The following is a 25,158-nucleotide window of genomic DNA, read 5'->3' as shown; positions in this document are numbered from 1 at the left end:
GGACGTCAGGGAAGGGTTCAGCGGGCCCACTGCAGCTGTGCGAACACGGCCGAGTTGGTGGGTCCGAAAGATTCGAGGGCGATGCGCTGCCCGGTCGCGGTGTCGCGCAGGGTCAGGCGGCCGTCCACATGGCCGGTCAGTTCGAACGGGGCCTGCGGCCCCAGGCCGCTGCGCTGCCGCTCGCGCGCCAGGGCGCGCAGGCTGCCGCGCAGAAAGCCCTGCTCGCCCTGGAACCGCGCCACCTCGCGCTGGCTCGTGGCGTCGAGCACCGCGATGTCGCCGTTGGGCCGGTCTTCAAAGCGCAGGCTGCGCTGCCACTGCACCGAGGCGGTCTCCTGCGCCACCGGCCCGCCGCCGATCCGGCTCTGCCAGGCCACGGCGGCCAGTGTCAGCAGCAGCAGCGCTCCGAGGGCCCAGATGGGCCAGGGTGTGCCCTGACCGAGCGGGGATTCGTGGTGGGTTTGCATGGTGGGACTCCTGCGGTGACGACGTTCAGGCGGCGCTGGCCACGCCGTGTTCGCGCACCGGGCGCGCGTTGGGCATGGCGACCGGTGCCACGGGTGTCAGCGGCGCCGGCTCGGCGGCGCCGACCTGGGCCTGCACCTGCGGGTTGGCGGCGAGCCAGGCCTGCTGGATGCGCTCGCCCACGGCAGCGGCGCCGGGCAGGCAGCGCAGGCTGGGCTGCGGGTTCTTCAGCTGCCAGGCGCGCGCGTGCGGCCATAGGTTGAGGAAGGCGATGCGGTCCTTGCCGGCCAGGCTCAGCGCGATGTCGCCGTGGCCGCCAGCCAGCGGCTTGAACGAGGCACCGGCGATCTGGCGCAGCGGCAGGTTCAGCGTCAGCGTGAGCACCACGCCGATGCGCATCACGATGCGGCGGTCGGTCAGGGTGTAGAGCGTGGTGCGGGCGGCGAACCAGGCGGTGGCACCCAGCAGCAGCAACGCCAGCGCCGCCATCACCGCGCTGGTCAGCAGCGGCTTGAGCAGCGCGGCCTGCGGGTCGCCCGAGAGGTAGAGCGCCTGCAGGCCCAGCATGCCCGCGAAGTAGATCGCCAGCTTGCGCACATGGAAGGCGTGGATCGCCAGCGGCACCCAGTCGGGGCTGCCCTGCCAGATCAGGCGCTCGCCGCGCGGCAGCGGTTCGGGCAGCCCGGGAGCCGCCTCGAACTCGTGCTCGTGGTGCGCGTTCACAGCATCGGCTCCTGGCGCTGGGGCGTGGCGTACAGCGTGCCGGCACCGTAGTAGGCGGTGATGCGCTCCTCTTCCAGCATCGTGATCTGCTCGGGGTGGCGGGTGGTGGGCACGCGTGCGAACTGGTCGGCCAGCAGCGCGTGCACCTGCACGCCGTCCTTGCTGATGCGCGCGAAGTTGATGGGCAGCAGCACCGTGGCACCGGCGGGCAGCACCACCTCCAGGTAGCGGAACATCATTTCCGACTTGTCGACCCAGAGGTCCTGCACCAGGCCGGCCTGTTCGCCGTCGGCGCCGATCACCGGCAGGCCACGCGGGTCGGTGTCCTGCACGGCCACGCCATGGTCACCCGCCACGCGCAGCGGCACGATCTTGGCTTCGCCTTCATAGGTCATGTCGGGCACGTCGGCCCGTTTGGCCCAGGCGCCCGGGCCGACACCGGCCAGCAGCGGGTCGCCGACCGGCTCCAGCGGGGCGCCGATCCAGCCGTGGGTGGGTTGGCCGTGGTAGTCGCCGTCAGCGCGGGCATGGTCGGGCGAGAGCACCTCGTGGCCGTTGGCCAGCTTGTAGGTCTTGGGTTTGGGCACCGCTGGCCAGCCATCGGTCTTGGGACCGTTCTCGCGGCCCGGCGCCATGGGGTAGCCCTCGCGGTGGTTCTCTCGCAGCAGGTAATAGATCAGTCCTGCGAAGAACGCCCAGAACGCATACAGCACGAGCTGCGCGACGTCGACGTACTGTGTGATGGCGCCTGTTTCCATGAGGGTCTCCTTCGGGTGGTGCGTGTCAGCCCGGCAGCTCTGCCAGACCGATGGGGTGAACGGGGCGGGACGGTGTGGGGCCGCTGCGCTTGACCAGAGGGCCGAGCGCGATCAGCACCACGAAGAGCAGGTAGATCTCGAGGTGGAACACGAAGCTGTAGCCGGTGACCGGCGAGTTCAGCGCCGAGCCCAGCCAGCCGCCGGTGGCCAGGCCGCCGACCACGTCGCGCAGCACACCGCCGATGGCCATGGACACGCCGGCTGCTGTGGCCTGCACAGCGCCCCAGGCGCCGAGCACCAGGCCGGTGAGCTCGCGCTCGGGCAGGTCCATGGCGGTCAGCAGCATGCCGACCGAGAACAGGCCACCGGCAAAGCCGATCAAGGCCGCGCCGGCCTGGAACAGCCAGGGCGCCTCCAGCGGGGCCGAGAAGATCACGCAGGCAAACGCGGGCAAGCCGAGCAGCGCGCCACCCGCCGCGAGGCGGATGGTGTCCATGCCCTGCGAAACGATGCGGGCCGACAGCACAAACGCCAGCAGCGCGCCGCCTGCGCTCATCGCGGTGAGCGAACTGGTCAGGCCCACGTCCATGCCCAGCACCTGGCCACCGAAGGGTTCAAGCACCACGTCCTGCATGCTGAAAGCCACGGTGCCCAGGCCGACGGTCCAGAGAAAGCGGCGGATCTTCGGGATCGCCATCAGCCGCGCCCAGCTGTGGCGGAAGCCGTCGGCCACGCGCGCGCCGCGCTTCGCCCCGCGCGCCTCCTGCTTCCACAGCGAGGTGATGTTGAGCAGTGCCACGACCACCGCAGCGCCCTGCACCACCTGCACCAGCCGCGTCGGGCTGAAGTCGGTGAGCACCCAGCCCAGCAGGCCGCTGCCCAGGATCATGCCGACCAGCAGCGTGCTGTAGAGCAAAGCCACCACGCGCGGCCGCTTGTCCTCGGGCGCGATGTCGCTGGCCAGCGCCAGGCCCGCGGTCTGCGTGATCTGCATGCCCGCGCCCACCAGCAAAAACGCCAGCGCGGCGCCGATGCGCCCGGCCCAGACTTCGACACCGTGGCCTTCAGGCAGCGACAGCAGCAGCAAGGCGAACGGCATGATGGCCAGGCCACCGAACATCAGCAGCGTGCCGATCCACATGTACGGCATGCGCTTGAGGCCCAGCGCCGAGGGGTGGGTGTCGCTGCGGTAGCCGATCAGCGCGCGCAGCGGCGCAAACACCAGCGGCAGCGCCACCGACAGCGCCACCCACCAGGCCGGCACGCCCAGCTCCACGATCATCACGCGGTTCAGCGTCCCGACCAGCAGCGCCATCGTCATGCCGATGGACAGCTGGAACAGCGACAGGCGCAGCAGCCGGCCCAGCGGCAGTTCGGCCGACGCGGCGTCGGCGAACGGCACATACCGCTGGGTGATCTTCATCGCCCAGGCGGGGGACAGCAGGCGCTGGAGGTTCACTGCGTCCACTCCCAGGCCTGCGAGGTGTAGAAGCCGCTGGCCACCCGGTGGCTGCGGCCCTCGCGCCACCCGCTGGCGCCGATGCTGCGCTCCAGCCCCAGCCGCAGGCGCGGCTGCGCCACCGGCGTGAGCGCGGGCGAGCGGTCGCTGCGCGGGAACATCCGCCCCACGCGGTGCATGGCCGCCAGCAGCGGCGTGCGCGGCGCGAAGGTGAACAGCAGGCTGCCGCGTGTGCGCAGCGCGAGCCGGTGCAGCGCGGCCACGATGTCGGGCGTGTCGTAGTGGATCAGCGAGTCCATCGCGACCACGTGGTCGAAATGGCCCAGCGCCTCGTCGAGCATGTCGCCCGAGGTGAAGTGGATGCGGCCGCCCTGCCCGCCTCCGCTGCCGTGGCGCTCGCGCGCAAGATTTGCGAGATGACGCTCACGCGCCAGTTGCACCAAGGTGGGCGAAAGATCGATCGCGACCACCTCGGCACCGCGCTGCGCCGCCTCCACGGCCAGTGCGCCGGTGCCGCAACCGGCGTCCAGCAGGCGCAGGCCGCGCATGTCGTCGGGCAGCCAGTCCAGCAGCGTGCCGCGCATCTGGTCACGCCCGGCGCGCACCGTGGCGCGGATGCGGCCGACCGGCGCGGTCGAGGTCAGGCGTTCCCAGGCTTGCGCGGCGGTGCGGTCGAAATAGGTTTCGATCTGGTCGCGGCGTTCGAGATAGGTGGTTTGGGGCATGGTGTCTCCGGAATCAGTCGAAGCCCAGCAGGTCGAAGATGTCGCGGTCTTTCATGGGCACGGCCGCCAGCGGCTCCACGCCCAGCCAGAGCGACGCGGCCAGGCGCATGTACTCGGCCTTGACCAGTTCCAGCTCGGGCGAGGTCTCCATCTCGAACAGCGTGCTTTTCTTCAGGCGGCTGCGGCGGATCACGTCCAGGTCGGGGAAGTGCGCGGCCAGCTTCAGGCCGATCTGGTCGTTGTACTTGTCGATCTGGTCCGTGGCCGCGCTGCGGTTGGCGATCACGCCACCCAGGCGCACGTTGTAGTTCTTGGCCTTGGCGCCGATGGCCTGCACGATGCGGTTCATCGCGAAGATCGAGTCGAAGTCGTTGGCGGTGACGATGAGCGCGCGGTCGGCGTGCTGCAGCGGCGCCGCAAAACCACCGCAGACCACATCGCCCAGCACGTCGAAGATCACCACGTCGGTGTCTTCGAGCAGGTGGTGTTCCTTCAGCAGCTTGACCGTCTGGCCCACCACGTAGCCGCCGCAGCCGGTGCCGGCGGGCGGGCCACCGGCCTCGACGCACATCACACCGTTGTAGCCGGGGAAGACGAAGTCCTCGGGCCGCAGCTCCTCGGGGTGGAAGTCCACGGTTTCGAGCACGTCGATCACCGTGGGCAGCATCTTCTTGGTCAGCGTGAAGGTGCTGTCGTGTTTCGGGTCGCAGCCGATCTGCAGCACGCGCTTGCCCAGATGCGAAAACGCGGCCGACAGGTTGGAGCTGGTGGTGCTCTTGCCGATGCCGCCCTTGCCGTAGATGGCAAACACTTTCGCGTTGCCGATCTTCAGCGACGGGTCGAGCTGCACCTGCACGCTGCCCTCGCCGTCTTTGCGGGGCGCCAGGCCCGCGGCGCGGCGCAGGTCGGTCAGGGGAACGCTGGTTTCGGTGATCATGCGGGGGCTCCTTCGTACACGCCTTCCAGCCGGTCTTCCAGCTCTTCGCTGGCTTCACGGAGGGCCTTCAGAACCGAAGGATCGGGTTGCCAGAACTGGCGGTCGGACGCTTCCAGCAAACGGCTGGCCACACGCGCCGACGCGGTGGGGTTGAGCTCGGCCAGGCGCCGGCGCATCTCGGGGTCGAGCATGAAGGCCTGGGTCAGCTGTTCGTAGACCCAGGGCTGCACCTGGCCGGTGGTGGCCGACCAGCCCATGGTGTTGGTCAGGTGCACCTCGATCTGGCGCACACCCTCGAAGCCGTGCTTGAGCATGCCCTCGGTCCACTTGGGGTTGAGCATGCGGGTGCGGGTTTCGATGGCGACCTGTTCGCCCAGCGTGCGCACCGTGCCGCCGCCGTGGCTGTCGCGCGTCTGGTCGCCGATGTAGACCGGCGCCACCGCGGCGCCCGCGCCATCGCGCTGCGCCTTGGCGCGCTGGATCGCGCGGCTCACACCGCCCAGGGTGTCGAAGTAGGTGTCCACCGTGGTCACGCCCAGCTCGACCGAATCGAGGTTCTGGTAGGCCAGCTGCACATCGGCCAGCACGCTTTTGAGCAGCTGCGCGTGCTGCACCGGCTGGCCGGAGCGGCCGTAGGCAAAGCCCTTGCGGCGGCTGTAGGTCTCGGCGAGCTCGTCCGGGTCTTCCCAGCGGCTGTTGTCGATCAGGCTGCCGACGTTGGCGCCGTACGCGCCCTCGGCGTTGCCGAACACCCGCAGCGACGCGGTTTCCAGGTCGACGCCGTGTTCGGCCTGGTAGGCCAGCGCGTGGCGCCGGATCGCGTTCTGGTCGGACGGCTCGTCGGCACTGGCGGCCAGGAACGCGGCCTCGGCCAGCAGGCGGATCTGCAGCGGCAGCAGGTCGCGGAAGATGCCCGAGAGCGAGATCACCACGTCGATGCGCGGACGGCCCAGCTCGGCCAGCGGCACCAGCTCGGCGCCGGCCAGGCGACCGTAGCTGTCGAAGCGGGGCCGCGCGCCCATCAGTGCCAGCGCCTGCCCGATGGGCCCGCCTTCGCTCTTGAGGTTGTCGGTGCCCCAGAGCACCATGGCGATGGAATCGGGGAAGGTGTTGCCGTCGGCCATGTGGCGGGCGATCAGGCGCTCGGCCTGGCGCGCGCCGTCTTTCACGGCGTAGGCGCTGGGGATGCGGAACGGATCAAAGCCGTGCACGTTGCGGCCCGTGGGCAGGATGGCCGGCGTGCGCAGCAGGTCGCCGCCGGGCGCCGGGCGCAGGAAGCGGCCGTCCAGCGCGCGCAGGATGCCGTCCATTTCATGGTCCTGGCACATCAGCGCGTCGGTCTTGGCCAGCTCGCGCAGCATGGCGAGGATGCGCGCATCGGCCACCGGGTCCAGCGGCGCGGCCGAGGGAGCGCGCTCGTGCAGCTCGGCCAGCGCCGCCTCGGGCGTGGCGCCCTGCACCAGGGCTTCGACGGCGGGGCGCAAGACCTGCTCGCCCGCCGCTTCGCCGTGGGTGGCCTGGGCGCAGGCCAGCAGCAGCTCGACGCGTTCGCACAGGTTGGGCGTCTGCCCCACCACGTGCAGGCCGCACGGAATCAGCGTGTACTCCAGCTCCAGCACGGCCTCGGTCAGCCGCACGATCTGCGCCTCGGCATCGCTCCAGTCCGCGCCGTCGGTGCACAGCTCCAGCTCCTGCGCCAGCGCCTGGATCATGGGAACCATCTCGTCGCGCTCGGCCTGCGCCTCGGGTTCCAGGCTGCGAAAGCGCTCCAGCAGACCCTTGAGTTCCATCAGGCCCTTGTAGAGGCCGGCTTGCGCCACCGGCGGCGTCAGGTAGCTGATCAGCGTGGCCGCAGCGCGGCGCTTGGTGATGGTGCCTTCCGACGGGTTGTTGGAGGCGTAGAGGTACATGTTGGGCATGTCGCCGATCAGCCGGTCGGGCCAGCAGTCGGCGGTCAGGCCGTTCTGCTTGCCGGGCATGAATTCGAGTGCGCCGTGGGTGCCGAAATGCAGCGCAGCGTGGGCGCCGAAGTCTTCGCGGATCCAGCGGTAGAAGGCCGAGAACGCATGGGTCGGCGCGAAGCCCTGCTCGAACAGCAGGCGCATCGGGTCGCCCTCGTAGCCCATGCCCGGCTGGATGCCGACGAACACGTTGCCGAAGCGCTCGCCCATGATGAAGATGCGGCTGCCGTCGCTGAGCAGCTGGCCGGGTGCTGGGCCCCACGCGGCTTCGATCTGCCGCAGGTGCCGCTCGCGCCGCACGTGGTCGTCCACCGCCACGGTGGCGTGCACATTGGCCGGCGCGCCGTACTGCGCGGCGTTGCCGGTGATGAGGCGTTCGCGCAGCGCGTCCACGCTGGCGGGCAGGTCCACGGTGTAGCCCTGGCGCTGCATCGCGGCCAGCGTGTTGAAGAGCGACTCGAACACCGCCAGGTGGGCCGCGGTGCCGGTGTTGCCGGCGTTGGGCGGGAAGTTGAAGATCACGGCCGCCACCTTGCGGTTCGCCCGCTCGGAGCGGCGCAGCGCGATCAGCTTGCCCACGCGCGCGGCCAGCGCGTCGGCGCGCTCGCTGCAGGTCTGCATGTCGTGCGCGCCTTCGAGGGCGTCGAAGGTGCAGGCCTTGGCGCAGCCGCTGCAGCTGACCTGCTTGGCGCCACCGCGACCGCCGTAGACCATGGAACCGGTGGCGCCGTCCAGCTCGGGGATCGCCACCATCATGGTGGACTCGACCGGCAGCAGGCCGCGCGGCGAGGCACCCCAGTGGTCCAGCGTCTGGAACTCCACCGGCGTGACCGCGAGGTAAGGCACGTCGAGCTTGGCCAGGATGTTTTCGGCCGCCTGCGCGTCGTTGTAGGCCGGGCCGCCGATCAGCGAGAAGCCGGTCAGCGACACCAGCGCGTCGATGGCGGGTTGGCCGTCCTTGAAGAAATAGCCGTCGATGGCCGGGCGGTTGTCCAGCCCGGTCGCGAACGCAGGGATCACCTTCATGCCACGCGCTTCCAGCGCGGTGATGACGCCGTCGTAGTGGCCGGTGTTGCCCGCCAGCAGGTACGAGCGCATGACCAGCAGGCCCACGGTGCCGTGCTGGCCGCTGGTGGCCACGCGCGGCAGGTCGCCCTGCTCGGCCGACATGCGCTGCGCCATGCGCGGGTGGTAGACGCCGACTTCCGGGTACTCCAGCGGCACACCGGGCTTGAGGGTGCCGCGCAGACTGCGGCGCGCACCGTCGGCGTAGCGGTCGACCAGGAACTGCACCAGGTTGAACATGTTCTGTTCGGACCCGGCCAGCCAGTACTGCATGGTCAGGAAATAGGCGCGCACGTCCTGCGCGGTGCCCGGGATGAACCGCAGGATCTTGGGCAGGCGGCGCAGCATGCGCATCTGGCGTGCGCCGGCGGTGGTCTTGTCTTCGGCCGAGATGTTGACGTCGGCGCTGCTCTTGCCGCGCAGCTTTTTCAGGAAGGCCAGCGGGCCGCTGGTGGGCGCGCTCATGTCGAACTTGCCCATGCGGGTGAGCTTGGTCACCTCCGCGGCCGACATCAGGCAGACCATGGCGTCGCAGTGCGCGCGCCGCGCCTGCAGCGCCGGCAGCACCGGCAGGAAGTGGTCTTCCATGAACAGCATGCTGACCAGCACGATGTCGCCCCGGGCGATGTCGTCGGTGCAGCGCTGCAGGGCAGCGGCATCGTCGCGCCATTCGGACGCTGCGTGCACCACCAGCGAGAGGCCGGGCACGGCCTTGGACAGGCTGCGGTTCGCGCGTTCGGCGGCGCTGGCCAGGTGGCTGTCCATGGTGACCAGCACCACGCGCACGCCTGGGGACAGCGGCCGGGCGTCAGCGGCTGAAGTGGGCTTTGGCATCGTAGAGGGTCTCCAGGGTGATCACGGGCAGGCCTTTGTCCCTGGCGTAGGTTTCGGTGTTGCGGCGGGCCTTGCCGCGAACAAAGAACGGAATCTTGCGAAGCTCTTTTTCGGCTTCGGCCGCCCAGGTGGCCACCACCTGCGCCGAGCTGTCGGCCGCAGCGGCGATGGCCGCATCGGCCTGCGCGGCGACCGCTTCGGGCAGCTCCGGCTCGCTGTCTGGTGCAGAGATCGGCGCAGCGGCCGGGCGCGACACACTGCCGCCCAGGTGCGAGGGCGCGGCGTCTTCGTGGAACTCGGCGTCGCCGCGGAACATGCCGATCAGGTGTTCTTCCAAACCCATCATCAGCGGGTGCACCCAGGTGTCGAACAACACGTTGGCGCCTTCAAAACCCATCTGCGGCGAGTAGCGCGCCGGGAAGTCCTGCACATGCACCGGGGCGGAGATAACGGCGCAGGGAATGCCCAGGCGCTTGGCGATGTGGCGTTCCATCTGCGAGCCCAGCACCAGCTCGGGCTGCAGCTCGGCGATGCGCGCTTCCACGTCGAGGTAGTCGTCGCTGATCAGCGCGTCCACGCCGTACAGCGCAGCGGCTTCGCGCACCTCGCGGGCGAACTCGCGGCTGTAGGTGCCCAGGCCGACCACGGTGAAGCCCATCTCGTCCTGTGCGATGCGGGCCGCGGCGACCACGTGGGTCGCGTCGCCAAACACGAACACGCGTTTGGACGTGAGGTAGGTGGAATCGACCGAGCGCGCGTACCAGGGGGCGCGGGCGTTGGCGTTGTCCAGCACGGTGCTGGCGTCCACACCGGCGAGCGCCGCCACTTCGGCGATGAAGTCGCGCGTGGCGCCGCTGCCGATGGGCACCACCTTGGTCGAAGGCTGGCCAAACGTGCGCTTGAGCCAGCCGGCCGCGACCGAGGCGATTTCCGGGTAGAGCACCACGTTGAAGTCGGCGTCGCCGATGCGTGCGATGTCTGCGGGAGAAGCACCCAGCGGCGCGGTGACGTTGATATCGATGCCCATATCGGTGAGCAGCGCGGTGATCTCGCGCAGGTCGTCGCGGTGGCGAAAGCCCAGCGCCGCCGGGCCGAGGATGTTGCAGCGGGCGCGTTGCCCGGCTTCGCGGGGCGCGCGGCGCACCGAGGTGTCGGCCAGCTGGCGCACCATCTGATAGAAGGTTTCGGCTGCGCCCCAGTTTTCCTTGCGCTGGTACGACGGCAGTTCCAGCGCCACCACCGGCACCGGCAGATCCAGCGCCTTGCACAGGCCGCCCGGGTCGTCCTGGATCAGCTCGGCGGTGCACGACGAGCCGACCATCATGGCCTGCGGCGCGAAGCGCTCGAAGGCCTCGCGCGCCGCGTTCTTGAACAGCTCGGCCGTGTCGCCGCCCAGGTCGCGCGCCTGGAACGTGGTGTAGGTCACCGGCGGGCGCTTGGCGTCGCGCTCGATCATGGTGAACAGCAAGTCGGCGTAGGTGTCGCCCTGCGGCGCGTGCAGCACGTAGTGCACGCCTTTCATGGCGGTGGCGATGCGCATGGCGCCCACGTGCGGCGGGCCTTCGTAGGTCCAGAGCGTCAGTTGCATGGCAGGGCCTCCGGCTGGGTTCCTGCGGCCACCGCGACAGCTCCAACGACAGGACCGGCCAGCCGCGTGCGGCGCACCAGCGGGCGGGCGAACAGCTCGGCCAGATCGGGGGCCTGTTCGTACCCCTGGATGGGGGTGAACACCAGCTCGATCGCCCACTTGGTGGTCAGGCCTTCGGCTTCGAGCGGATTCGCCAGGCCCAGGCCACAGACCACGATGTCCGGCTGGGCGGCGCGGCAGCGGTCGAGCTGCTTTTCCACGTCCTGGCCTTCGCTCAGGAAGGTGCCCTCGGGCAGCAGCGCCAGCTCTTCGGCCATGTGGCTGCGGTGCAAGTAGGGCGTGCCGACCTCGGCCAGCGACATGCCGAGTTCGCGCGAAAGGAAGCGGGCCAGCGGGATTTCGAGCTGCGAGTCGGGGAAGAAAAAGATGCGCTGGCCAGCCAGCTGGCTGCGCTGGCGGGCCAGCGCGGCGGCGGCGCGTTCGCGGGCCGGAGCGGTCGCGCGGGCAAAGGTGTCGGCGCTGACGCCAAAAGCGCTGGCCGCCGCCTGCAGCCAGGCGGTCGTGCCCTCGACACCCAGCGGGAACGGCGCGGCCAGGCGCTGCGCACCTCGCGCTTCGAGCGCCAGCGCGGTGTCGGCCAGGAAAGGCTGGGCCAGCAGGAAGCGGGTGTTGGGCCCGACCGGCGGCAGCTGGGTCGCCTGGCGCGGCGGGAAGAAGCGCACCGGGCCGATGCCCAGTTGCTGGAACAGGCGGGCGAACTGGTCTTCCACCACGTCGGCCAGGGTGCCGACCACCATCAGCTCGGCCGGCGCCGCTTTGTCAGAAGCCGGCAGGCTGGGCACCAGGGAGGCCAGACACGCGTCTTCGCCCTGGGTGAAGGTGGTCTCAATGCCGCTGCCCGAATAGTTCAGCACCCGCACGCCGGGGTTGAAACGGTTCGACAGCCGCTGCGCGGCGCGCGACAGGTCCAGCTTGATCACTTCCGAGGGGCAGGAACCCACTAGGAACAGGAGCTTGATCTCGGGCCGGCGCTCGATCAGCCGCGTGACCACACGGTCCAGTTCGTCGTTGCAGTCGGCCAGCCCGGCCAGATCGCGCTCGTCGATGATGGCCGTGGCGAACCGTGGCTCGGCAAAGATCATCACGCCAGCCGCGCTCTGGATCAGGTGCGCGCAGGTGCGCGAGCCGACCACGAGGAAGAACGCGTCCTGGATCTTGCGGTGCAGCCAGATGATGCCGGTCAGGCCGCAGAACACCTCGCGCTGGCCGCGCTCGCGCAGCACCGGCGCGTCGCTGCAGCCGGCTGAGGCCGCGCGGATCGGGATCATGCCGCCACCCCTTGGGGACCGGCCGCCGGCTCACCCTGCAGGCGGGCCATGCGCAGCTTCCAGAGGAACTGGCCGGCGTTGACCACGTAGGCCGCGTAGGCCGCCAGGGCCAGGGCCATCAGGCCGCGCGCGTCGAGCCAGCCGTTGAACAGGGCCAGCAGGTAGGCGGTGTGCAGCGCCAGCACCGCCATGCTGAAGACGTCTTCCCAGAAGAAGGCCGGGGCGAACAGGTACTGGCCGAACACGACCTTTTCCCAGACGCAGCCCGTCACCATGATGGCGTAGAGCGCGAGCGTCTTGACCACCACCGACAGGGTGGCCGCCTGCTCGCCTTCGCCGGTGAGCAGGAAGCGCAGCACCAGCGCCAGGCTGACCAGGAACACCAGGAACTGCAACGGGGCCAGGATGCCCTGCACCAGGGTCCACATCGACCCGTCGCGGCGCTGGCGCTGCAGCGGCGTGTAAAGCGGTGGGCGGGCAGGTGTCAACCCGGGGTTCTCGGCAATCATCGGTCGTGTCTCCTGGTTGCTCTGGGACCCAATTTAGAACTTCCGGGTTGAAGTGTCAATTTATATTGACGTATATTTTTGTTGACATCCAGTTGGCGCCGGCTACAGTGCGTTCAGGTTTGATCGGAAATGTTTTGACGACGGCAGTGACCAGCAGTACAAACGCGGGACCGTCGGAGGCACCCAGGGCTCGAAAAAGGCGTCCATCCGACTCGGAAATGCCCCGACGCAAATAATTCGAGTGGCGTAAGAAAGCACCGGCATAAGTACCGTGGCCCCTGCGTGAACCGGCAGCCGCGCACCAGCGCAAGGAGACATGGATGGGCTCTTTTTCCAGGCAGAGGTCTCCGCAGGAGACCGACGCCCAGGGCAATCGTTTTTCCGACGGTTGGCCCGAAGAAACCGCCCCAGTGGGCATTCCGCCAGGCATCGAGGATCTGCTGCGCTCCTCCATCGACATGCCGGTCAACGAAGACGGCCTGCGGGCGGTCCTGCTGTCCAAGGCGGTCGAATACGAAATCATTCCCCGGCTCATGCTCGCTCACCGCGTGCCCGAGGAATGCGCCTCCTCCCCCATCGGCACCAACCAGCGGGTCACGCCCGAAGACGTGGCGGTGTTCGCCGAGCTGGTGCTGCACGAGGACGACCGCGCGGTGCGGGACTGCGTGATCGCCCTGCGGGACCGCGGCGTGCCCACCGAGGCCATCTTTCTTGAACTGCTGTCTCCCGTGGCACGGCACCTGGGCGAGATGTGGGAACGCGACCTGTGCACCTTCACCGAGGTGACTGTGGGCCTGGGCCGCCTGCAGAAGGTCCTGCGGGAAAACAGCTCGGCCGGCAGCCAGTTCGGTCACGGCGGCCGCAGCGAGCAGAGCCAGCGCATCCTGCTCATGCCCTGCCCTGGCGAGCAGCACACCTTCGGCCTGTCGCTCGTGGCCGAGCTGTTTCACCGCGCCGGCTGGGACGTGGTGACCTGCTTCCTGGCCACCGATGCGGCGGCCACGATGGTGCAGAAAGACTGGTACGACGTGGTGGGTTTTTCCCTGGGCAGCGAGGCCGGCGTGCCCCGGCTGCGGGCCGCCATGGAGCTGGTCCGCAAGGTCAGCCAGAACCCCCGCCTACCTATAATTGCCGGCGGGCCCATTTTTCTGTTGCACCCCGAATACGGGGAACAAATCCAGGCCGACGCCATCATCACCAACGGTGCGCATGCTCCATCGCAAGCCGACAAACTGGTGGCCGCCAGCCGCTTGCGCCCCTAGGCTACTGGCAAACAACAAGACGCACTTGCGTTCAATCACCGGAAGGTACAGATGACCCAGGGCATTCAAGCGATGGTGAAGGGGCAGTTCCTGAACCCCGCCCCGCTACTGGCCGACATGAGCGGGGATGCCGTTGCCGACCTGATCACCGCTGCCGCGGACGTGGTGCTGATCCTCGACCGCGACGGCATCATCCGCGACATGGCCCTGGGCAGCGAGGACATGCTCGAAAGCGGCTGCCAGCAATGGCTGGGCAAGGCCTGGTCACAGACGGTGACCACCGAGAGCCAGCCCAAGATCGAAGCCCTGCTCAAGACCCAGGGGGCGCTGACCAGCGACGGCGTGCGCTGGCGCCAGGTGAACCAGTTGCTCACCGACGGCGGGGATCTGCCGATTGCCTACTCGGTGGCGCCCATCCGCAGCGACCGCGGCATCAGCAGCGTCGCGTTCGGTCGCGACCTGCGGCCGCAGGTGGTGTTGCAGCAGCGCCTGGTCACTGCGCAGCAGACCATGGAGCGCGACTACTGGCGCCTGCGGCAGATCGAAACCCGCTACCGCCTGCTGTTCCAGATGGCCTCCGAGCCGGTGCTGATCTTCGAAGGCGGCCTCGACAAACTGGAAGAGGCCAACCCAGCGGCATACGAGCTGCTGGGAGATGGGGCCCGCCAGCAGGGCTGGTCGCTCGCCGACAGCCTGCACCCCGACAGCCTGTCGGACGTGCAGACCATGATGGAACGGCTGCGCGCGACCGGCCGGTCCGAGCCCTGCCAGGTGCGCTTGGTGGGCAGCGGCGAACTGATGTTCCTCGCGGCCACGCAGTTCCGCCAGGACAACCGCCTGTTTTTCCTGGTTCGCGTGACGCGACCTGAAGCGGCGGAACTCAACATGCCCGCCGCGCGCCAGCAGCTGATGCACGTGATGGAGTCGGCACCGGACGCGCTGGTCGTCACCGACACCGACGGCCGCATCCTCAGCGTGAACCGCGCGTTCCTGGATCTGGGCCAGCTCAGCACCGAAGAGCAGGCGCGCGGCGAAATGCTCGACCGGTGGCTCGGCCGCACCGGCGTCGATTTCCGCGTGCTGCTGTCCAACCTGCGCCAGCACGGCACGGTGCGGCTGTTTGCCACACAGCTGCGCGGCGAGTACGGCTCCAACTCCGAGGTGGAGGTGTCGGCCGTGTCGGTGATGGGCGGTGCCCACCCCTGCCTGGGCTTCACCATCCGCGACATGGGTCGGCGGCTGAGCACCGACCTGCGCGCCACCAAGGAGCTGCCGCGCTCGGCGAGCCAGATGACCGAGCTGGTGGGCCGGCTGCCGCTCAAGGACATCGTGCGCGAAACCACCGACCTGATCGAGCAGCTGTGCATCGAGGCGGCGCTGGAACTCACGGGCGACAACCGCGCGTCGGCGGCCGAGATGCTGGGGCTTTCGCGCCAGAGCCTCTACATCAAGCTGCGCCGTTTCGGCATCATCGAAGGCTCCAGCGACGACGTGCACTGAACCCGCCGGCCTTCCCTGCATGCGAACGCTCGAGCCCCTGGTGGGCTCGATTTTTTTGGCGGCTGACAAGCCTCGCTGGGGTCGGTGGAACGGGACCGGCATGCGCAATGAGCGATCAAGTGTCTATTTTGATTGACATAATAAAGTGTAAGGCGTACAACCCATCGGATGGAACGCCCCGCCCTGTCGGCCGTCACCGAGCTGTTCAAACCCATCACCTGGTTCCCGCCCATGTGGGCCTTTGCGTGCGGGGTGGTGGCTTCGGGGGTGTCGCTGCAGGAGCGCTGGTGGCTGGCGATCATCGGCATCGCCCTGGCCGGTCCGCTGGTCTGTGCGACCAGCCAGGCGGTCAACGACTGGTTTGACCGCCACGTCGACGCCATCAACGAACCCCAGCGCCCCATAGCCTCGGGGCGTATGCCGGGCCAGTGGGGCCTGTACCTCGCCATCGCCTGGACCGGCGTCTCGCTGCTGGTGGCGCTGGCGCTCGGCCCCTGGGGGTTCGGTGCCGCAGCGCTGGGCCTGCTGCTGGCCTGGGCCTACAGCGCGCCGCCGGTGCGCCTGAAAGAGAACGGCTGGTGGGGCAACGCCGCCTGCGGCATCAGCTACGAAGGCATCGCCTGGGTCACCGGCGCGGCGGTCATGGCCGGCGGCGCCATGCCAGGCGGCGAATCGCTGGCGCTGGCAGCCCTCTACAGCGCAGGCACCCACGGGATCATGACCCTCAACGACTTCAAGGCCGTCGCTGGCGACCGCCAGATGGGCGTGCGTTCGCTGCCGGTGCAGCTGGGCGTGGACCGGGCCGCGCGCGTGGCCTGCTGGTTCATGGTGCTGCCGCAGGTGGTGGTGATCGGCCTGCTGCTGCACTGGGACCAGCCGGCCCACGCGGCGGGCGTGGCGGTCCTGCTGCTGGCGCAGGGTGTGCTGATGCGCCGCTTCCTGGCCGACCCGTCGGCCCGGGCGCTCTGGTACAGCGGTTTTGGCGTGCCGCTGTTCGTGGCCGGCATGATGGTCAGCGCCTTCGCCTTGAGGGGAATGGCATGAAACCGTTCGGATGGGGCAGCGTGGCCCGGCTGGGTCTGGTGCAGGCGGCGCTCGGCGCCATCGTCGTGCTGACGACCTCCACGCTCAACCGCGTGATGGTGGTCGAACTCGCGCTGCCGGCCCTTCTGCCCGGCGTGCTCGTCGCCCTGCACTACCTGGTGCAGATAGCCCGCCCGCGCATGGGCCACGGCTCGGACGTCGGCGGCCGGCGCACGCCCTGGATCGTGGGCGGCATGGCGCTGCTGGGCACGGGCGGGGTGGTCGCCGCGCTGGCCACGGTCTGGATGGCGACGAACCGGCCTGCGGGCATTGCGCTGGCGGTGCTGGGCTTCGCCCTGGTCGGGCTGGGCGTGAGCGCCAGCGGCACCTCGCTGCTGGTGATGCTGGCCAAGCGCGTGCCCGATGCGCGCCGGGGCGGTGCCGCCACCCTGGTCTGGATGATGATGATCGCGGGCTTCGCCATCACGGCCGGGCTGGCGGGCAAATTCCTCGACCCCTATTCACCCGAGCGGCTGCTGCTGGTGACCTCGACCGTCTCGCTGCTGGCGTTCGGGCTGACGCTGCTGGCCCTGCGCGGGCTGGAAGGTCACCCGGCCGGCACACCTGTTGTCACACAGGATGAGCCCGCCAAACCCGCCTTCCGGCAGGCCCTGGCCGAGGTTTGGCAGGAGCCTGTGGCGCGGCGCTTCACCGTCTTCGTGTTTGTCTCCATGCTCGCCTACAGCGCGCAGGACCTGATCCTCGAACCCTTTGCCGGCACGGTGTTCGGCTACAGCCCGGGTGCATCGACCCAGCTCTCGGGTGTGCAGCATGGCGGCGTGCTCGGCGGCATGCTGCTCGTGGCGTTCTCGGGCGCGCTGGCGGCGCGATTCGCCGCGCTGCGCTGGCTCGGCTCCCTGCGCGGCTGGACCATCGGCGGCTGCATCGCCTCGGCCCTGGCCCTGCTGGGCCTGGTGGTCGCGGGCGTCAGCGGCAATGGCGACTCGCTCAAGGCCACGGTGTTCGCGCTGGGCGCGGCCAATGGGGCGTTTTCCATCGGCGCCATCGGCTCGATGATGCGGCTCGCGAACGAGGGCCAGGGCTCGCGCGAAGGCGTGCGCATGGGCCTGTGGGGGGCGGCCCAGGCCATCGCGTTCGGGCTCGGTGGCCTGGTCGGCACCGGGGCCAGCGACATCGCCCACCACCTGATCGCGTCCCCTGGTACGGCCTACGCGTTCGTGTTTGCGCTCGAAGCGCTGACCTTCATAGCCTCGGCCCTGCTGGCCTGGCACATCTCGGCACCGCCGCCCCAAGCGGCGGCGGCCCCGTCCACCCGTGCCGATGGCGCCGCCATCGGAGCACCCACCAGGTTGAGCGCATGAACACCAGCGACGAGATCTTTGACGTGGTGGTGGTCGGTGGCGGCCCCGCCGGTGCCACGGCCGCCCACGAACTGGCGCGCCGGGGCCGCAGGGTGCTGCTGCTCGACCGGGCCGGACGCGTCAAGCCCTGCGGCGGCGCGATCCCGCCGCGCCTGATCCAGGACTTCCAGATCCCCGACGAGCTGCTGGTCGCCAAGGCCCGGTGCGCGCGCATGATCGCGCCCTCCAGCCACCGGGTGGACATCCCCATCGACAACGGCTTCGTCGGCATGGTCGACCGCGACCGCTTCGACGAATGGCTGCGCGTGCGGGCGCAGACTGCGGGGGCGGTGCGGCGCACCGGCAAATTCGTTTCGCTGGGCCTGAACGCGGATGGTCTGGCAGAGGTCTACTACACAGTGCGCGAACGCCACGCACAGGACGAAGGCCTGCCCCGGCGGGTGCGCGCACGCTGCGTCGTCGGCGCCGACGGCGCGCGCTCGGAGGTCGCCCGGCAGGGCGGCGTGCCCGGCGCGGAGCGCACGCGCTGCGTGTTCGCCTACCACGAGATCCTGAGGGCCCCACCGCCCGCGCAGCGGCCGGCCGGCTACGACGACAGCCGCTGCGACGTGTACTACCAGGGCCGCTTCTCGCCCGACTTCTACGGCTGGGTGTTCCCTCACGGCGACACGCTGAGCATCGGCACCGGCAGCGCCGACAAGGGTTTTTCACTGCGTGGCTCGGTGCAGCACATGCGCGAGGCCAGCGGTCTCGCCGGCGCCGAGACCCTGCGCCGCGAGGGCGCACCCATCCCCATGAAGCCGCTGCCGCGCTGGGACAACGGCCGCGACGTGGTGCTCGCTGGCGACGCGGCCGGCGTGGTAGCCCCGGCCTCGGGCGAAGGCATCTACTACGCGATGGTGGGCGGCCAGCTGGCGGCCGAGGCGGCCCAGGCGATGCTCGTCAGCGGCAACCCCGCCGCGCTGCGGCTGGCGCGCAAGAAGTTCATGAAGCTGCACGGCACGGTGTTCCGTGTGCTGGGCGTGATGCAGTGGTTCTGGTACAGCAGCGAACGGCGGCGCGAGCGCTTCGTCAAGATCTGCGAGGACCGCGATGTGCAGCAGCTGACCTTCGAGTCCTACATGAACAAGCGGCTGGCCCGCAAGAAGCCCATGGCGCACGTGCGCATCTTCCTCAAGGACGTGGGCCACCTGCTGGGCCTGGCGCGGGTATGAGGCCCGCTTCGGCACCGGGCCGGTCGGCCGGAGGCTGACCTTGGATTCGCTCTGGCGCAGCGCCTGGCTGGTCGACGCCGCCATCGCCATCACCTTGGCGGAATGGCTGGGGCTGGTGGTCTACCACCGCCTCACGGGCCGCGGGCTGGCGCCGCGGTCATTTCAATGGAACCTGGTGTCCGGGCTGTGCCTGATGGCGGCCCTGCGCTGCGCGCTGCTGGACCTGGCCTGGACCTGGGGCGCAGGGTGCCTGGCCGCATCGGGCGCGGCACACCTGGCCTACCTGAGGCAGCGCTGGCGGCGCCAGCGCGAGAGCCGTCAGGCCTTCTTGGTGTAGGCGCTGCACCAGCCGCCGGAAGCGACGGCCTTGCCCGGGAAGATGCCGCAGGGGCCCGAGGGTGCGTCGGGCTTGCCGCTGAAGAGCGTGCAGTTGCCACACTTCTGGGTGGCCGCGTGCTTGGGAAACTTCTTGGCGTCGGCCTTGTTGGTGTCGGCGACGTAGCCCAGGGCCATGGGCTGGGGGTCCTTCTCGTTGACCATGGGCGGCGTCTGGGCCTGTGCCGCGACGGCGGACAGCAGCGCCGAACCGGCGGCCACCTGAAGCATGAACACGCGACGGCTGGAATTCTTCATGGATACCTCGTGGGGTTGTGTGCGGAATGGCTTTGACAGCGTAATCGCCAACACTGAAGAGCGGCTTAAAGTTGACCAGAGCGCCTGCGTACACTTGGCGCCCACCACCATGCCCATGAACCCGCAAGACTACGCCCAGCAGAAGGCCGCCGCGTCCGGCAGCAGCTTCTATTACGCCTTCCTGTTCCTGCCGCCCGAGCGCCGCGCCGCCATCACGGCCTTCTATGCCTTCTGCCGCGAGGTCGACGACGTGGTCGACGAGGTCAGCGACCTCGGCGTGGCCCAGGCCAAGCTGGCCTGGTGGCGCCAGCAGGTCGCCCAGTCCTTCGGGGGCCGGGCGGACCACCCGGCGCTGCAGGCCCTGATGCCGCACACCGCCCCCTTCGGCATCGAGGCGCGCCACCTGCTGGCCGTGATCGACGGCTGCCAGATGGACCTGGACCAGAGCCGCTACCTCGACTTTGCCAACCTGCAGCAGTACTGCCACCTGGTCGCCGGCATCGTCGGCGAGGTGGCGGCGCGCATCTTCGGCCAGACCGACCCGCGCACCACCGACTACGCCCACCGGCTCGGCCTGGCCTTCCAGCTCACCAACATCGTGCGCGATGTGGGCGAGGACGCGGCGCGTGGCCGCATCTACCTGCCGGTCAACGAGCTGCAGCGCTTCGACGTGAAGGCGCACGAACTGATCAAGCGCGGCGCCGCGCCGGGCATGGACACCGCGGACTTCCACCGGCGCTTCCGCGAACTGATGCGCTTCCAGTGCGAGCGCGCGCTCAAGACCTACGACGAGGCACTGGCCCTGCTGCCCGAAACCGACCGCCGGGCCCAGAAGCCGGGCCTGATGATGGCCAGCATCTACCGCACCCTGCTGCAGGAGATCGCCGCCGACCCGGTGCTGGTGCTGACCCAGCGCGTGAGCCTGACGCCGCTGCGCAAGTTCTGGCTGGCGTGGAAAGTCCAGGCGTTGGGGCGCTTGTGAGGATCGGCATCGTCGGCGCCGGCTGGGCAGGTCTGGCCGCCGCCGTGGAGGCGATGGACCTGGGCGCCGACGTCACCCTGTTCGAAGCCACCCGCACCCCCGGCGGTCGCGCCCGCGCCCTGCCCGCCACGCGGCCCGACGGCGTGCCGCTGCGGCTGGACAACGGCCAGCACATCCTGATCGGCGCCTACCGCGAGACCCTGGGCCTGATGCAGCGCCTGGGCGTTGCGCCGGAACAGGTCCTGCTCGGCACGCCCCTCTCCCTGCCCTACCCCGACGGCAGCGGCCTGCAGACGCCCGCCTGGGCCGCGCGCTGGCCCGCGCCGCTGGACGCGGTGGCCGCGATCCTGACCGCGCGCGGCTGGCGCTGGAGCGAACGGCTTGCCCTGGTCCGCGCCTCGCTGGGCTGGCAGCTCTCGGGCTTTGTCTGCCCGCCGTCACTCACGGTGGGCGAGCTGTGCCGCACCCTGCCCGCGCGGGTGATGGACGAACTGATCGAGCCGCTGTGTGTCTCGGCGCTCAACCTGCCTGCGGCTCAGGCCAGCGCGCAGGTGTTTCTGACCGTCATGCGCGACGCGCTGTTCGGTCAAGGCTTCGGGCGCTGGTCGGCCTCGGCCCTGCTGCTGCCGCGCGAGGACCTGGGCGCGCTGCTGCCCGACGCCGCCTGCCACCGGCTGGGCACCCGGGTGCGGCTGGGTACCCGGGTCACGGCCCTGCAAGGCAACGCACCAGGCTGGACGCTTGCAGGCGACGGCTGGTCGGAAGACTTCGACCGCGTGATCTGGTCTACCGCGGCCAGCCCGGCCGCCGTTGCCATTGGCGCAACCACCGACGCCAATCCCCAGGACGCCGCGCGGCGCGACTGGGCCTCGACCACACGCCAGCTGGACTTCACCGCCATCACCACGGTCTACGCCTGGGCGCCCGGTGCGCGCCTGCCGGCGCCCATGCTCGCGCTGCACAACCGCCCCGACGCGCCGGCGCAGTTCGCCTTCGACCGCGGCCAGTTGCGCCCGGACGACCCGTCCACCCAGGGCGTGCTGGCCTTTGTCATCAGCGCCAGCAAGGGCGAGCGCGACGAACTGCAGCAGCGGGTGCTGGCGCAGGCGGCCGAGCAGCTGGGGCTGTCGAATCTGCAGGCCATCCAGACCGTGGTGGAGAAACGCGCGACCTTCGCCTGCACGCCCGGGCTGCGGCGCCCGGCCGCTGTCATCGCGCCCGGTCTGTGGGCGGCGGGCGACTACATCGACGGCCCCTACCCGGCCACGATCGAAGGTGCGGTGCGCAGCGGTCTGGCGGCTGCGCGCGCGGCCTGCGCCTGAACCCGCGTTTCAGCGCCGGTCCAGCGCCTGCGCCGCGTGGAACGCGGGCCGGCGCACACAGGCCTTCAGCCAGTCGCCCGTAAGCGGATACCCCGCCATCAGCCCGCGCGCCGGCCGCAGCCACTGCATCACGCTGGCCACGCACAGGTCGGCGAGGGTGAAGCGGTCGGCCGCCAGGTGGGCCTCGCCGCGTTCATGCTGCCGCGCCAGGTGCTGCTCGATCACCCGCAGCGGCACCGCCAGCCGGCGCTCGGCGGTATCGGCCAGTTCGGGCTTGCGCCGGCCCGGCGGCATCACCACGCGGTGCATCAGCACGGTCAGCGCATCGGCCTCGCACTCGCCCATCACCCAGAAGCTCCAGCGCAGCGCCTCGGCGTCCTCGCGCGGCGTGGCCGGCGCTATCGACACCCCGTCGGCGGTGCCGTGGTGGCGCGCGATGTAGAGCGCGCAGGCCATGCTCTCCCACACCACCACCTCGCCCTCCGGCCGCTCGTCCACCACCACCGGGATGTGGCCATTGGGGTTGAGCGCCAGGAACTCGGGCGTGCGCGTGGCGCCGCCCTGGTAGGGCGTGGGCACGTGATTGAAACTGAGGCCCAGCTCGGTGGCGGCCCAGAGGGGGCGCAGCGCACGCGAGGCCGCAATGCCGTGGATGCTCAGCGTCATGCGTCAGCCCTCCAGCGCGCGGCACAGCGCGTGCAGGTCACCCACCGTCAGGTGCGGCACCAGCGGCGCGTGTTCCCAGGCGTGGCCGGCGCGGTTCAGCCAGGCCAGCTGCATGCCGGCGTTGAGCGCGCCCACGCCGTCCAGGTGCGCGTCGTCGCCGATGTGCAGCACCTCGTGCGGCGCCACGCCCGCGGCCTCGGCGGCGGCGTGGAAGATGCGAACGTCCGGTTTGCCAACGCCGAAACCGCCCGCGTGCAACGAAGCGTGGAAATGGGCACCAATGCCGACGCGGTGCACGTCGGCGTTGCCGTTGGACAGCGCCACCACCGGGAACCGGCTGGCCAGGTATTCGAGCGTGGGCAGCGCGTCTTCAAACAGCTCCACCCGGTGCCGCTCGGCAAAAAAGACCTCGAAGGCCGGCTCGGCCAGCGCCGGGTCGTCTCCCGCGCGCTGCAGCAGCCAGCGGATCGACTCCCGGCGCAGGCCGCTCATGTCCAGCGCCAGGTCGGGCCGCATCGTCACCATCTGGTTGCGGGCCTCGCGCAGGGTGTTGCGGTCGCGGCCCAGCGTGGCGGTGGCCGGCGCGTGTGTGTCCAGCCAGTCCTGCAGCACCCGCTCGGCGCGTTCGATGGTGGGCCAGATGGGCCAGAGCGTGTCGTCCAGATCCAGCGTGATCGCGCGGATGCGGGACAGCTCCAGGCCCTGGTGGGGAACATTGATGCGCTGGGGGTCGGGGGCATTCATGGCTGCGGGAGAATAGCGCATGCCCTTTCAGACCGAACCCGCTTTCAAACATGGCCAGGCGCCCCGCACGGCCATCGTGCTGTGCAACCTCGGCACCCCCGACGAACCCACGGCACCGGCCCTGCGCCGCTACCTCGCCGAGTTCCTGGGCGACCCCCGCGTGGTGGAGATACCGCGCGCGCTGTGGATGCTGATCCTGCACGGCATCATCCTGCGCGTGCGGCCCAAGAAGTCGGCCGCCAAGTACGCCAGCATCTGGACGCCCGAAGGCTCGCCGCTCAAGGTCTGGACCGACAAGCAGTCGAAGATGCTGCAGGGCTACCTCGGCGAGCGTGGCCACCAGGTCACCGTGCGCTACGCCATGCGCTACGGCAACCCGTCCATCCCGTCCGTGCTCGACGAACTCAAGGCCCAGGGCGTGACCCGCGTGCTCGTTCTCTCGGCCTACCCGCAATACAGCGGCACCACCACAGCCAGCGTGATCGACGCCGTCTCGGCCTGGAGCCAGAAGATCCGCCACATCCCCGAGCTGCGCTTCGTCAACCGCTACCACGACGACCTGGGCTACATCGACGCCCTACACCGCAAGGTGCGCGCGCACTGGATGCACCACGGCCAGGGCGACCACCTGGTGATGAGCTTCCACGGCGTGCCCGAACGCACCCTGCTGCTGGGCGACCCCTACCACTGCGAATGCCTGAAGACCGCGCGCCTGCTGGCTGAAAAACTCGGCCTCGCCAAGGACGACTACACCGTCACCTTCCAGTCGCGCTTCGGCAAGGCCAAGTGGCTGGAGCCCTACACCGAGCCGACCCTGGTCGCGCTGGCGCAGAAGGGGCTCAAGAGCGTCGACGTGGTCTGCCCCGGCTTCACCAGCGACTGCCTGGAAACGCTGGAAGAAATCCGCATGGAGGCGCAGGAAGCCTTCAAACACGCGGGCGGCCAGCGGTTTGAATATATCGACTGCCTCAACGACAGCCCGGACTGGATTCGGGCGTTGGCCGATCTGTCAGAACGGCATCTGCAGGGCTGGCCGACGAAGCAGGCGGACGACCCGATGCAGTTGGCGGCGAGCCGGGAGCGGGCGTTGGCTCGGGGGGCGAAGGATTGAGGAAGATTGGAATTCGGTTGCCAGATTTGTCGAATCTTTTATTCCTACTCCTGCCCGCAGCGGAGTTGCCGAGTCGTTTGATTTCAAAGAGTCTCTCTGGATGCGAGGGAACTTTAATTAATGGCAACGCCTGTGGGCATATGGCGCACTGCCTTTTCCATCAAACTTGAACAGCGAGGGGGCAATGCTTCTGATTCCCGAAGGATGGTCCATCGAATACGAGGATCCGACGATAAATTCAGGCCACTGGGAGCAAAAGGAAGATCTTTTGCAACTGCGCCACGCTGCCCTTGATCGGCTAGTGGACCTGGGGTGGTACGGCCACGAATTCGCTATATTGGTGTTTCAAGGCGATTTTCGAGGGGATCAGCTTTCTAGTGTTCGGGCATACACGCAAGCGGAAGCGCTTGAAAAGCTACGAGACATATTAAGAGTGTGGGGAACGAATGCATTGCCCTAGCTCGCAGCCTGCTCAACCATGTATTGCAGTGAACCTGCATCAAGCGCACTAGCTGGCCCACTGAATTAGATCTTTGGCTACCGATGAACCACGGTCCTGCTTGGATAATCTTTCAGGAGCACTACCCAAAGAGCGGTCGGTCATTGCTTTCGCTTCTCTCTGCTCGCAAGAGTACAAGCGACGTGGTGCGATTTATGGAGCAGCTCTATGTGGATCGGTTCTGTTCAATCGAGAGCCGCCTCGATTACAAGAGGTCACGCAAAAGCTTTGCCGTAAAGCCGCTAATTGATCCGTACAGTCAAACCATTCACTTGGGCCACGGGCCTTTTCTTGTTGGAATTCCTGCACGCCAGATTGCGCTAAAAAATGATGTATTGGACGTCTCGTACAAGAGCGCCGTCGACAGGTCCGACCCGTTCAATCCGGTGTGGGAGATTCGCTCTATATCGCTCGCTCTTGGTAGTTAAAAACTAGCTCAAGTAGAGCGACAACGGCAAGCTGCAAGGC

The 25,158-nt window shown here is 69.1% G+C and carries 22 protein-coding genes; 9 read left to right on the top strand and 13 right to left on the bottom strand.

The features are described 5' to 3' along the window. Positions 1 to 17: 17 nt before the first annotated feature. Genes puhC through bchF form a run of 10 tightly spaced genes read right to left on the bottom strand, consistent with a single transcriptional unit; the run spans position 18 to position 12,352 of the window. Entirely contained in the window at positions 18 to 467 is a 450-nt protein-coding gene (gene puhC, locus HFL01S_RS12700; protein WP_066258949.1) for a photosynthetic complex assembly protein PuhC, read from the bottom strand. A 25-nt stretch (positions 468 to 492) separates the two neighbouring features. Next, on the bottom strand, positions 493 to 1,188 hold the full coding sequence (gene puhB, locus HFL01S_RS12695) for a photosynthetic complex putative assembly protein PuhB (RefSeq protein ID WP_084383268.1): 696 nt from the start codon (positions 1,186 to 1,188) through the stop codon (positions 493 to 495). Beyond that, positions 1,185 to 1,946 (bottom strand): photosynthetic reaction center subunit H, encoded by a 762-nt coding sequence (gene puhA, locus HFL01S_RS12690; RefSeq protein ID WP_066258947.1) that lies wholly within the window; start codon positions 1,944 to 1,946, stop codon positions 1,185 to 1,187. The genes puhB and puhA overlap by 4 nt, the downstream gene beginning before the upstream one ends. A 25-nt stretch (positions 1,947 to 1,971) precedes the next feature. After that, positions 1,972 to 3,405 carry a BCD family MFS transporter gene (locus HFL01S_RS12685; RefSeq protein ID WP_369407732.1) on the bottom strand — a complete coding sequence of 478 codons (1,434 nt, stop codon included), beginning with the start codon at positions 3,403 to 3,405 and terminating at the stop codon, positions 1,972 to 1,974. Continuing rightward, positions 3,402 to 4,130 (bottom strand): magnesium protoporphyrin IX methyltransferase, encoded by a 729-nt coding sequence (gene bchM / locus HFL01S_RS12680; protein ID WP_066258945.1) that lies wholly within the window; start codon positions 4,128 to 4,130, stop codon positions 3,402 to 3,404. The genes HFL01S_RS12685 and bchM overlap by 4 nt, the downstream gene beginning before the upstream one ends. Positions 4,131 to 4,143: 13 nt before the next feature. Beyond that, positions 4,144 to 5,067: a ferredoxin:protochlorophyllide reductase (ATP-dependent) iron-sulfur ATP-binding protein gene (gene bchL, locus HFL01S_RS12675; RefSeq protein ID WP_066258943.1), complete on the bottom strand. Its 924-nt coding sequence runs from the start codon at positions 5,065 to 5,067 to the stop codon at positions 4,144 to 4,146. Next, a complete protein-coding gene (locus tag HFL01S_RS12670) occupies positions 5,064 to 8,927 on the bottom strand; it encodes a magnesium chelatase subunit H (protein ID WP_066258941.1) in 3,864 nt (1,287 codons plus the stop codon). The genes bchL and HFL01S_RS12670 overlap by 4 nt, the downstream gene beginning before the upstream one ends. After that, on the bottom strand, positions 8,902 to 10,515 hold the full coding sequence (gene bchB / locus HFL01S_RS12665) for a ferredoxin:protochlorophyllide reductase (ATP-dependent) subunit B (RefSeq protein ID WP_066258939.1): 1,614 nt from the start codon (positions 10,513 to 10,515) through the stop codon (positions 8,902 to 8,904). Before bchB ends, HFL01S_RS12670 begins: the two co-directional genes overlap by 26 nt. Next, entirely contained in the window at positions 10,506 to 11,843 is a 1,338-nt protein-coding gene (locus HFL01S_RS12660; protein WP_084383267.1) for a ferredoxin:protochlorophyllide reductase (ATP-dependent) subunit N, read from the bottom strand. Before HFL01S_RS12660 ends, bchB begins: the two co-directional genes overlap by 10 nt. Then, positions 11,840 to 12,352: a 2-vinyl bacteriochlorophyllide hydratase gene (gene bchF / locus HFL01S_RS12655; RefSeq protein WP_157538861.1), complete on the bottom strand. Its 513-nt coding sequence runs from the start codon at positions 12,350 to 12,352 to the stop codon at positions 11,840 to 11,842. Before bchF ends, HFL01S_RS12660 begins: the two co-directional genes overlap by 4 nt. 320 nt (positions 12,353 to 12,672) lie before the next feature. On the opposite strand from bchF, the gene HFL01S_RS12650 reads away from it, so the two are divergent. From HFL01S_RS12650 to HFL01S_RS12625, 6 genes are all read left to right on the top strand, one after another. After that, positions 12,673 to 13,614 carry a cobalamin B12-binding domain-containing protein gene (locus HFL01S_RS12650; RefSeq protein WP_066258937.1) on the top strand — a complete coding sequence of 314 codons (942 nt, stop codon included), beginning with the start codon at positions 12,673 to 12,675 and terminating at the stop codon, positions 13,612 to 13,614. Between the two features lie 51 nt (positions 13,615 to 13,665). Further along, positions 13,666 to 15,114 carry a transcriptional regulator PpsR gene (gene ppsR / locus HFL01S_RS12645; protein ID WP_245644804.1) on the top strand — a complete coding sequence of 483 codons (1,449 nt, stop codon included), beginning with the start codon at positions 13,666 to 13,668 and terminating at the stop codon, positions 15,112 to 15,114. A 168-nt stretch (positions 15,115 to 15,282) separates the two neighbouring features. After that, on the top strand, positions 15,283 to 16,158 hold the full coding sequence (gene chlG / locus HFL01S_RS12640; RefSeq protein WP_084383266.1) for a chlorophyll synthase ChlG: 876 nt from the start codon (positions 15,283 to 15,285) through the stop codon (positions 16,156 to 16,158). Beyond that, positions 16,155 to 17,519 carry a BCD family MFS transporter gene (locus HFL01S_RS12635; RefSeq protein WP_066258935.1) on the top strand — a complete coding sequence of 455 codons (1,365 nt, stop codon included), beginning with the start codon at positions 16,155 to 16,157 and terminating at the stop codon, positions 17,517 to 17,519. Before chlG ends, HFL01S_RS12635 begins: the two co-directional genes overlap by 4 nt. Beyond that, the gene (locus HFL01S_RS12630; RefSeq protein WP_066258933.1) at positions 17,516 to 18,733 is read left to right on the top strand and encodes a geranylgeranyl diphosphate reductase; all 1,218 of its coding nucleotides are present in this window, start codon (positions 17,516 to 17,518) and stop codon (positions 18,731 to 18,733) included. The genes HFL01S_RS12635 and HFL01S_RS12630 overlap by 4 nt, the downstream gene beginning before the upstream one ends. A gap of 40 nt (positions 18,734 to 18,773) precedes the next feature. Further along, positions 18,774 to 19,070, top strand: coding sequence for a hypothetical protein (locus HFL01S_RS12625; protein WP_066258931.1), 297 nt, complete (start codon positions 18,774 to 18,776; stop codon positions 19,068 to 19,070). On the opposite strand, the gene HFL01S_RS12620 is transcribed toward HFL01S_RS12625, so the two are convergent. After that, complete coding sequence (locus tag HFL01S_RS12620) at positions 19,052 to 19,366, bottom strand: high-potential iron-sulfur protein (protein ID WP_066258930.1); 315 nt, start codon at positions 19,364 to 19,366, stop codon at positions 19,052 to 19,054. The genes HFL01S_RS12625 and HFL01S_RS12620 overlap by 19 nt on opposite strands. A 115-nt stretch (positions 19,367 to 19,481) precedes the next feature. Here HFL01S_RS12620 and hpnD point away from each other — a divergent pair, with 115 nt between their 5' ends. Continuing rightward, positions 19,482 to 20,348, top strand: a complete 867-nt coding sequence (gene hpnD, locus HFL01S_RS12615; protein WP_066259099.1) for a presqualene diphosphate synthase HpnD — start codon at positions 19,482 to 19,484, stop codon at positions 20,346 to 20,348. Beyond that, a complete protein-coding gene (gene hpnE / locus HFL01S_RS12610) occupies positions 20,345 to 21,670 on the top strand; it encodes a hydroxysqualene dehydroxylase HpnE (RefSeq protein ID WP_066258925.1) in 1,326 nt (441 codons plus the stop codon). The genes hpnD and hpnE overlap by 4 nt, the downstream gene beginning before the upstream one ends. A 9-nt stretch (positions 21,671 to 21,679) precedes the next feature. Here hpnE and HFL01S_RS12605 read toward each other — a convergent pair whose 3' ends face one another. Both HFL01S_RS12605 and HFL01S_RS12600 read right to left on the bottom strand, forming a co-directional pair. Continuing rightward, a complete protein-coding gene (locus tag HFL01S_RS12605) occupies positions 21,680 to 22,336 on the bottom strand; it encodes a glutathione S-transferase family protein (RefSeq protein ID WP_066258924.1) in 657 nt (218 codons plus the stop codon). Between the two features lie 3 nt (positions 22,337 to 22,339). Beyond that, positions 22,340 to 23,080, bottom strand: a complete 741-nt coding sequence (locus HFL01S_RS12600) for an HAD family hydrolase (protein ID WP_066258922.1) — start codon at positions 23,078 to 23,080, stop codon at positions 22,340 to 22,342. Positions 23,081 to 23,099: 19 nt separating this feature from the next. On the opposite strand from HFL01S_RS12600, the gene hemH reads away from it, so the two are divergent. Then, a complete protein-coding gene (hemH, locus tag HFL01S_RS12595) occupies positions 23,100 to 24,191 on the top strand; it encodes a ferrochelatase (protein WP_066258920.1) in 1,092 nt (363 codons plus the stop codon). The last annotated feature ends 967 nt before the right edge of the window (positions 24,192 to 25,158 follow it).

Source organism: Hydrogenophaga flava NBRC 102514 (genome assembly GCF_001571145.1).
Taxonomy (GTDB): Bacteria; Pseudomonadota; Gammaproteobacteria; order Burkholderiales; family Burkholderiaceae_C; genus Hydrogenophaga; species Hydrogenophaga flava.
This window is presented reverse-complemented; position numbering and strand designations above follow the sequence as displayed.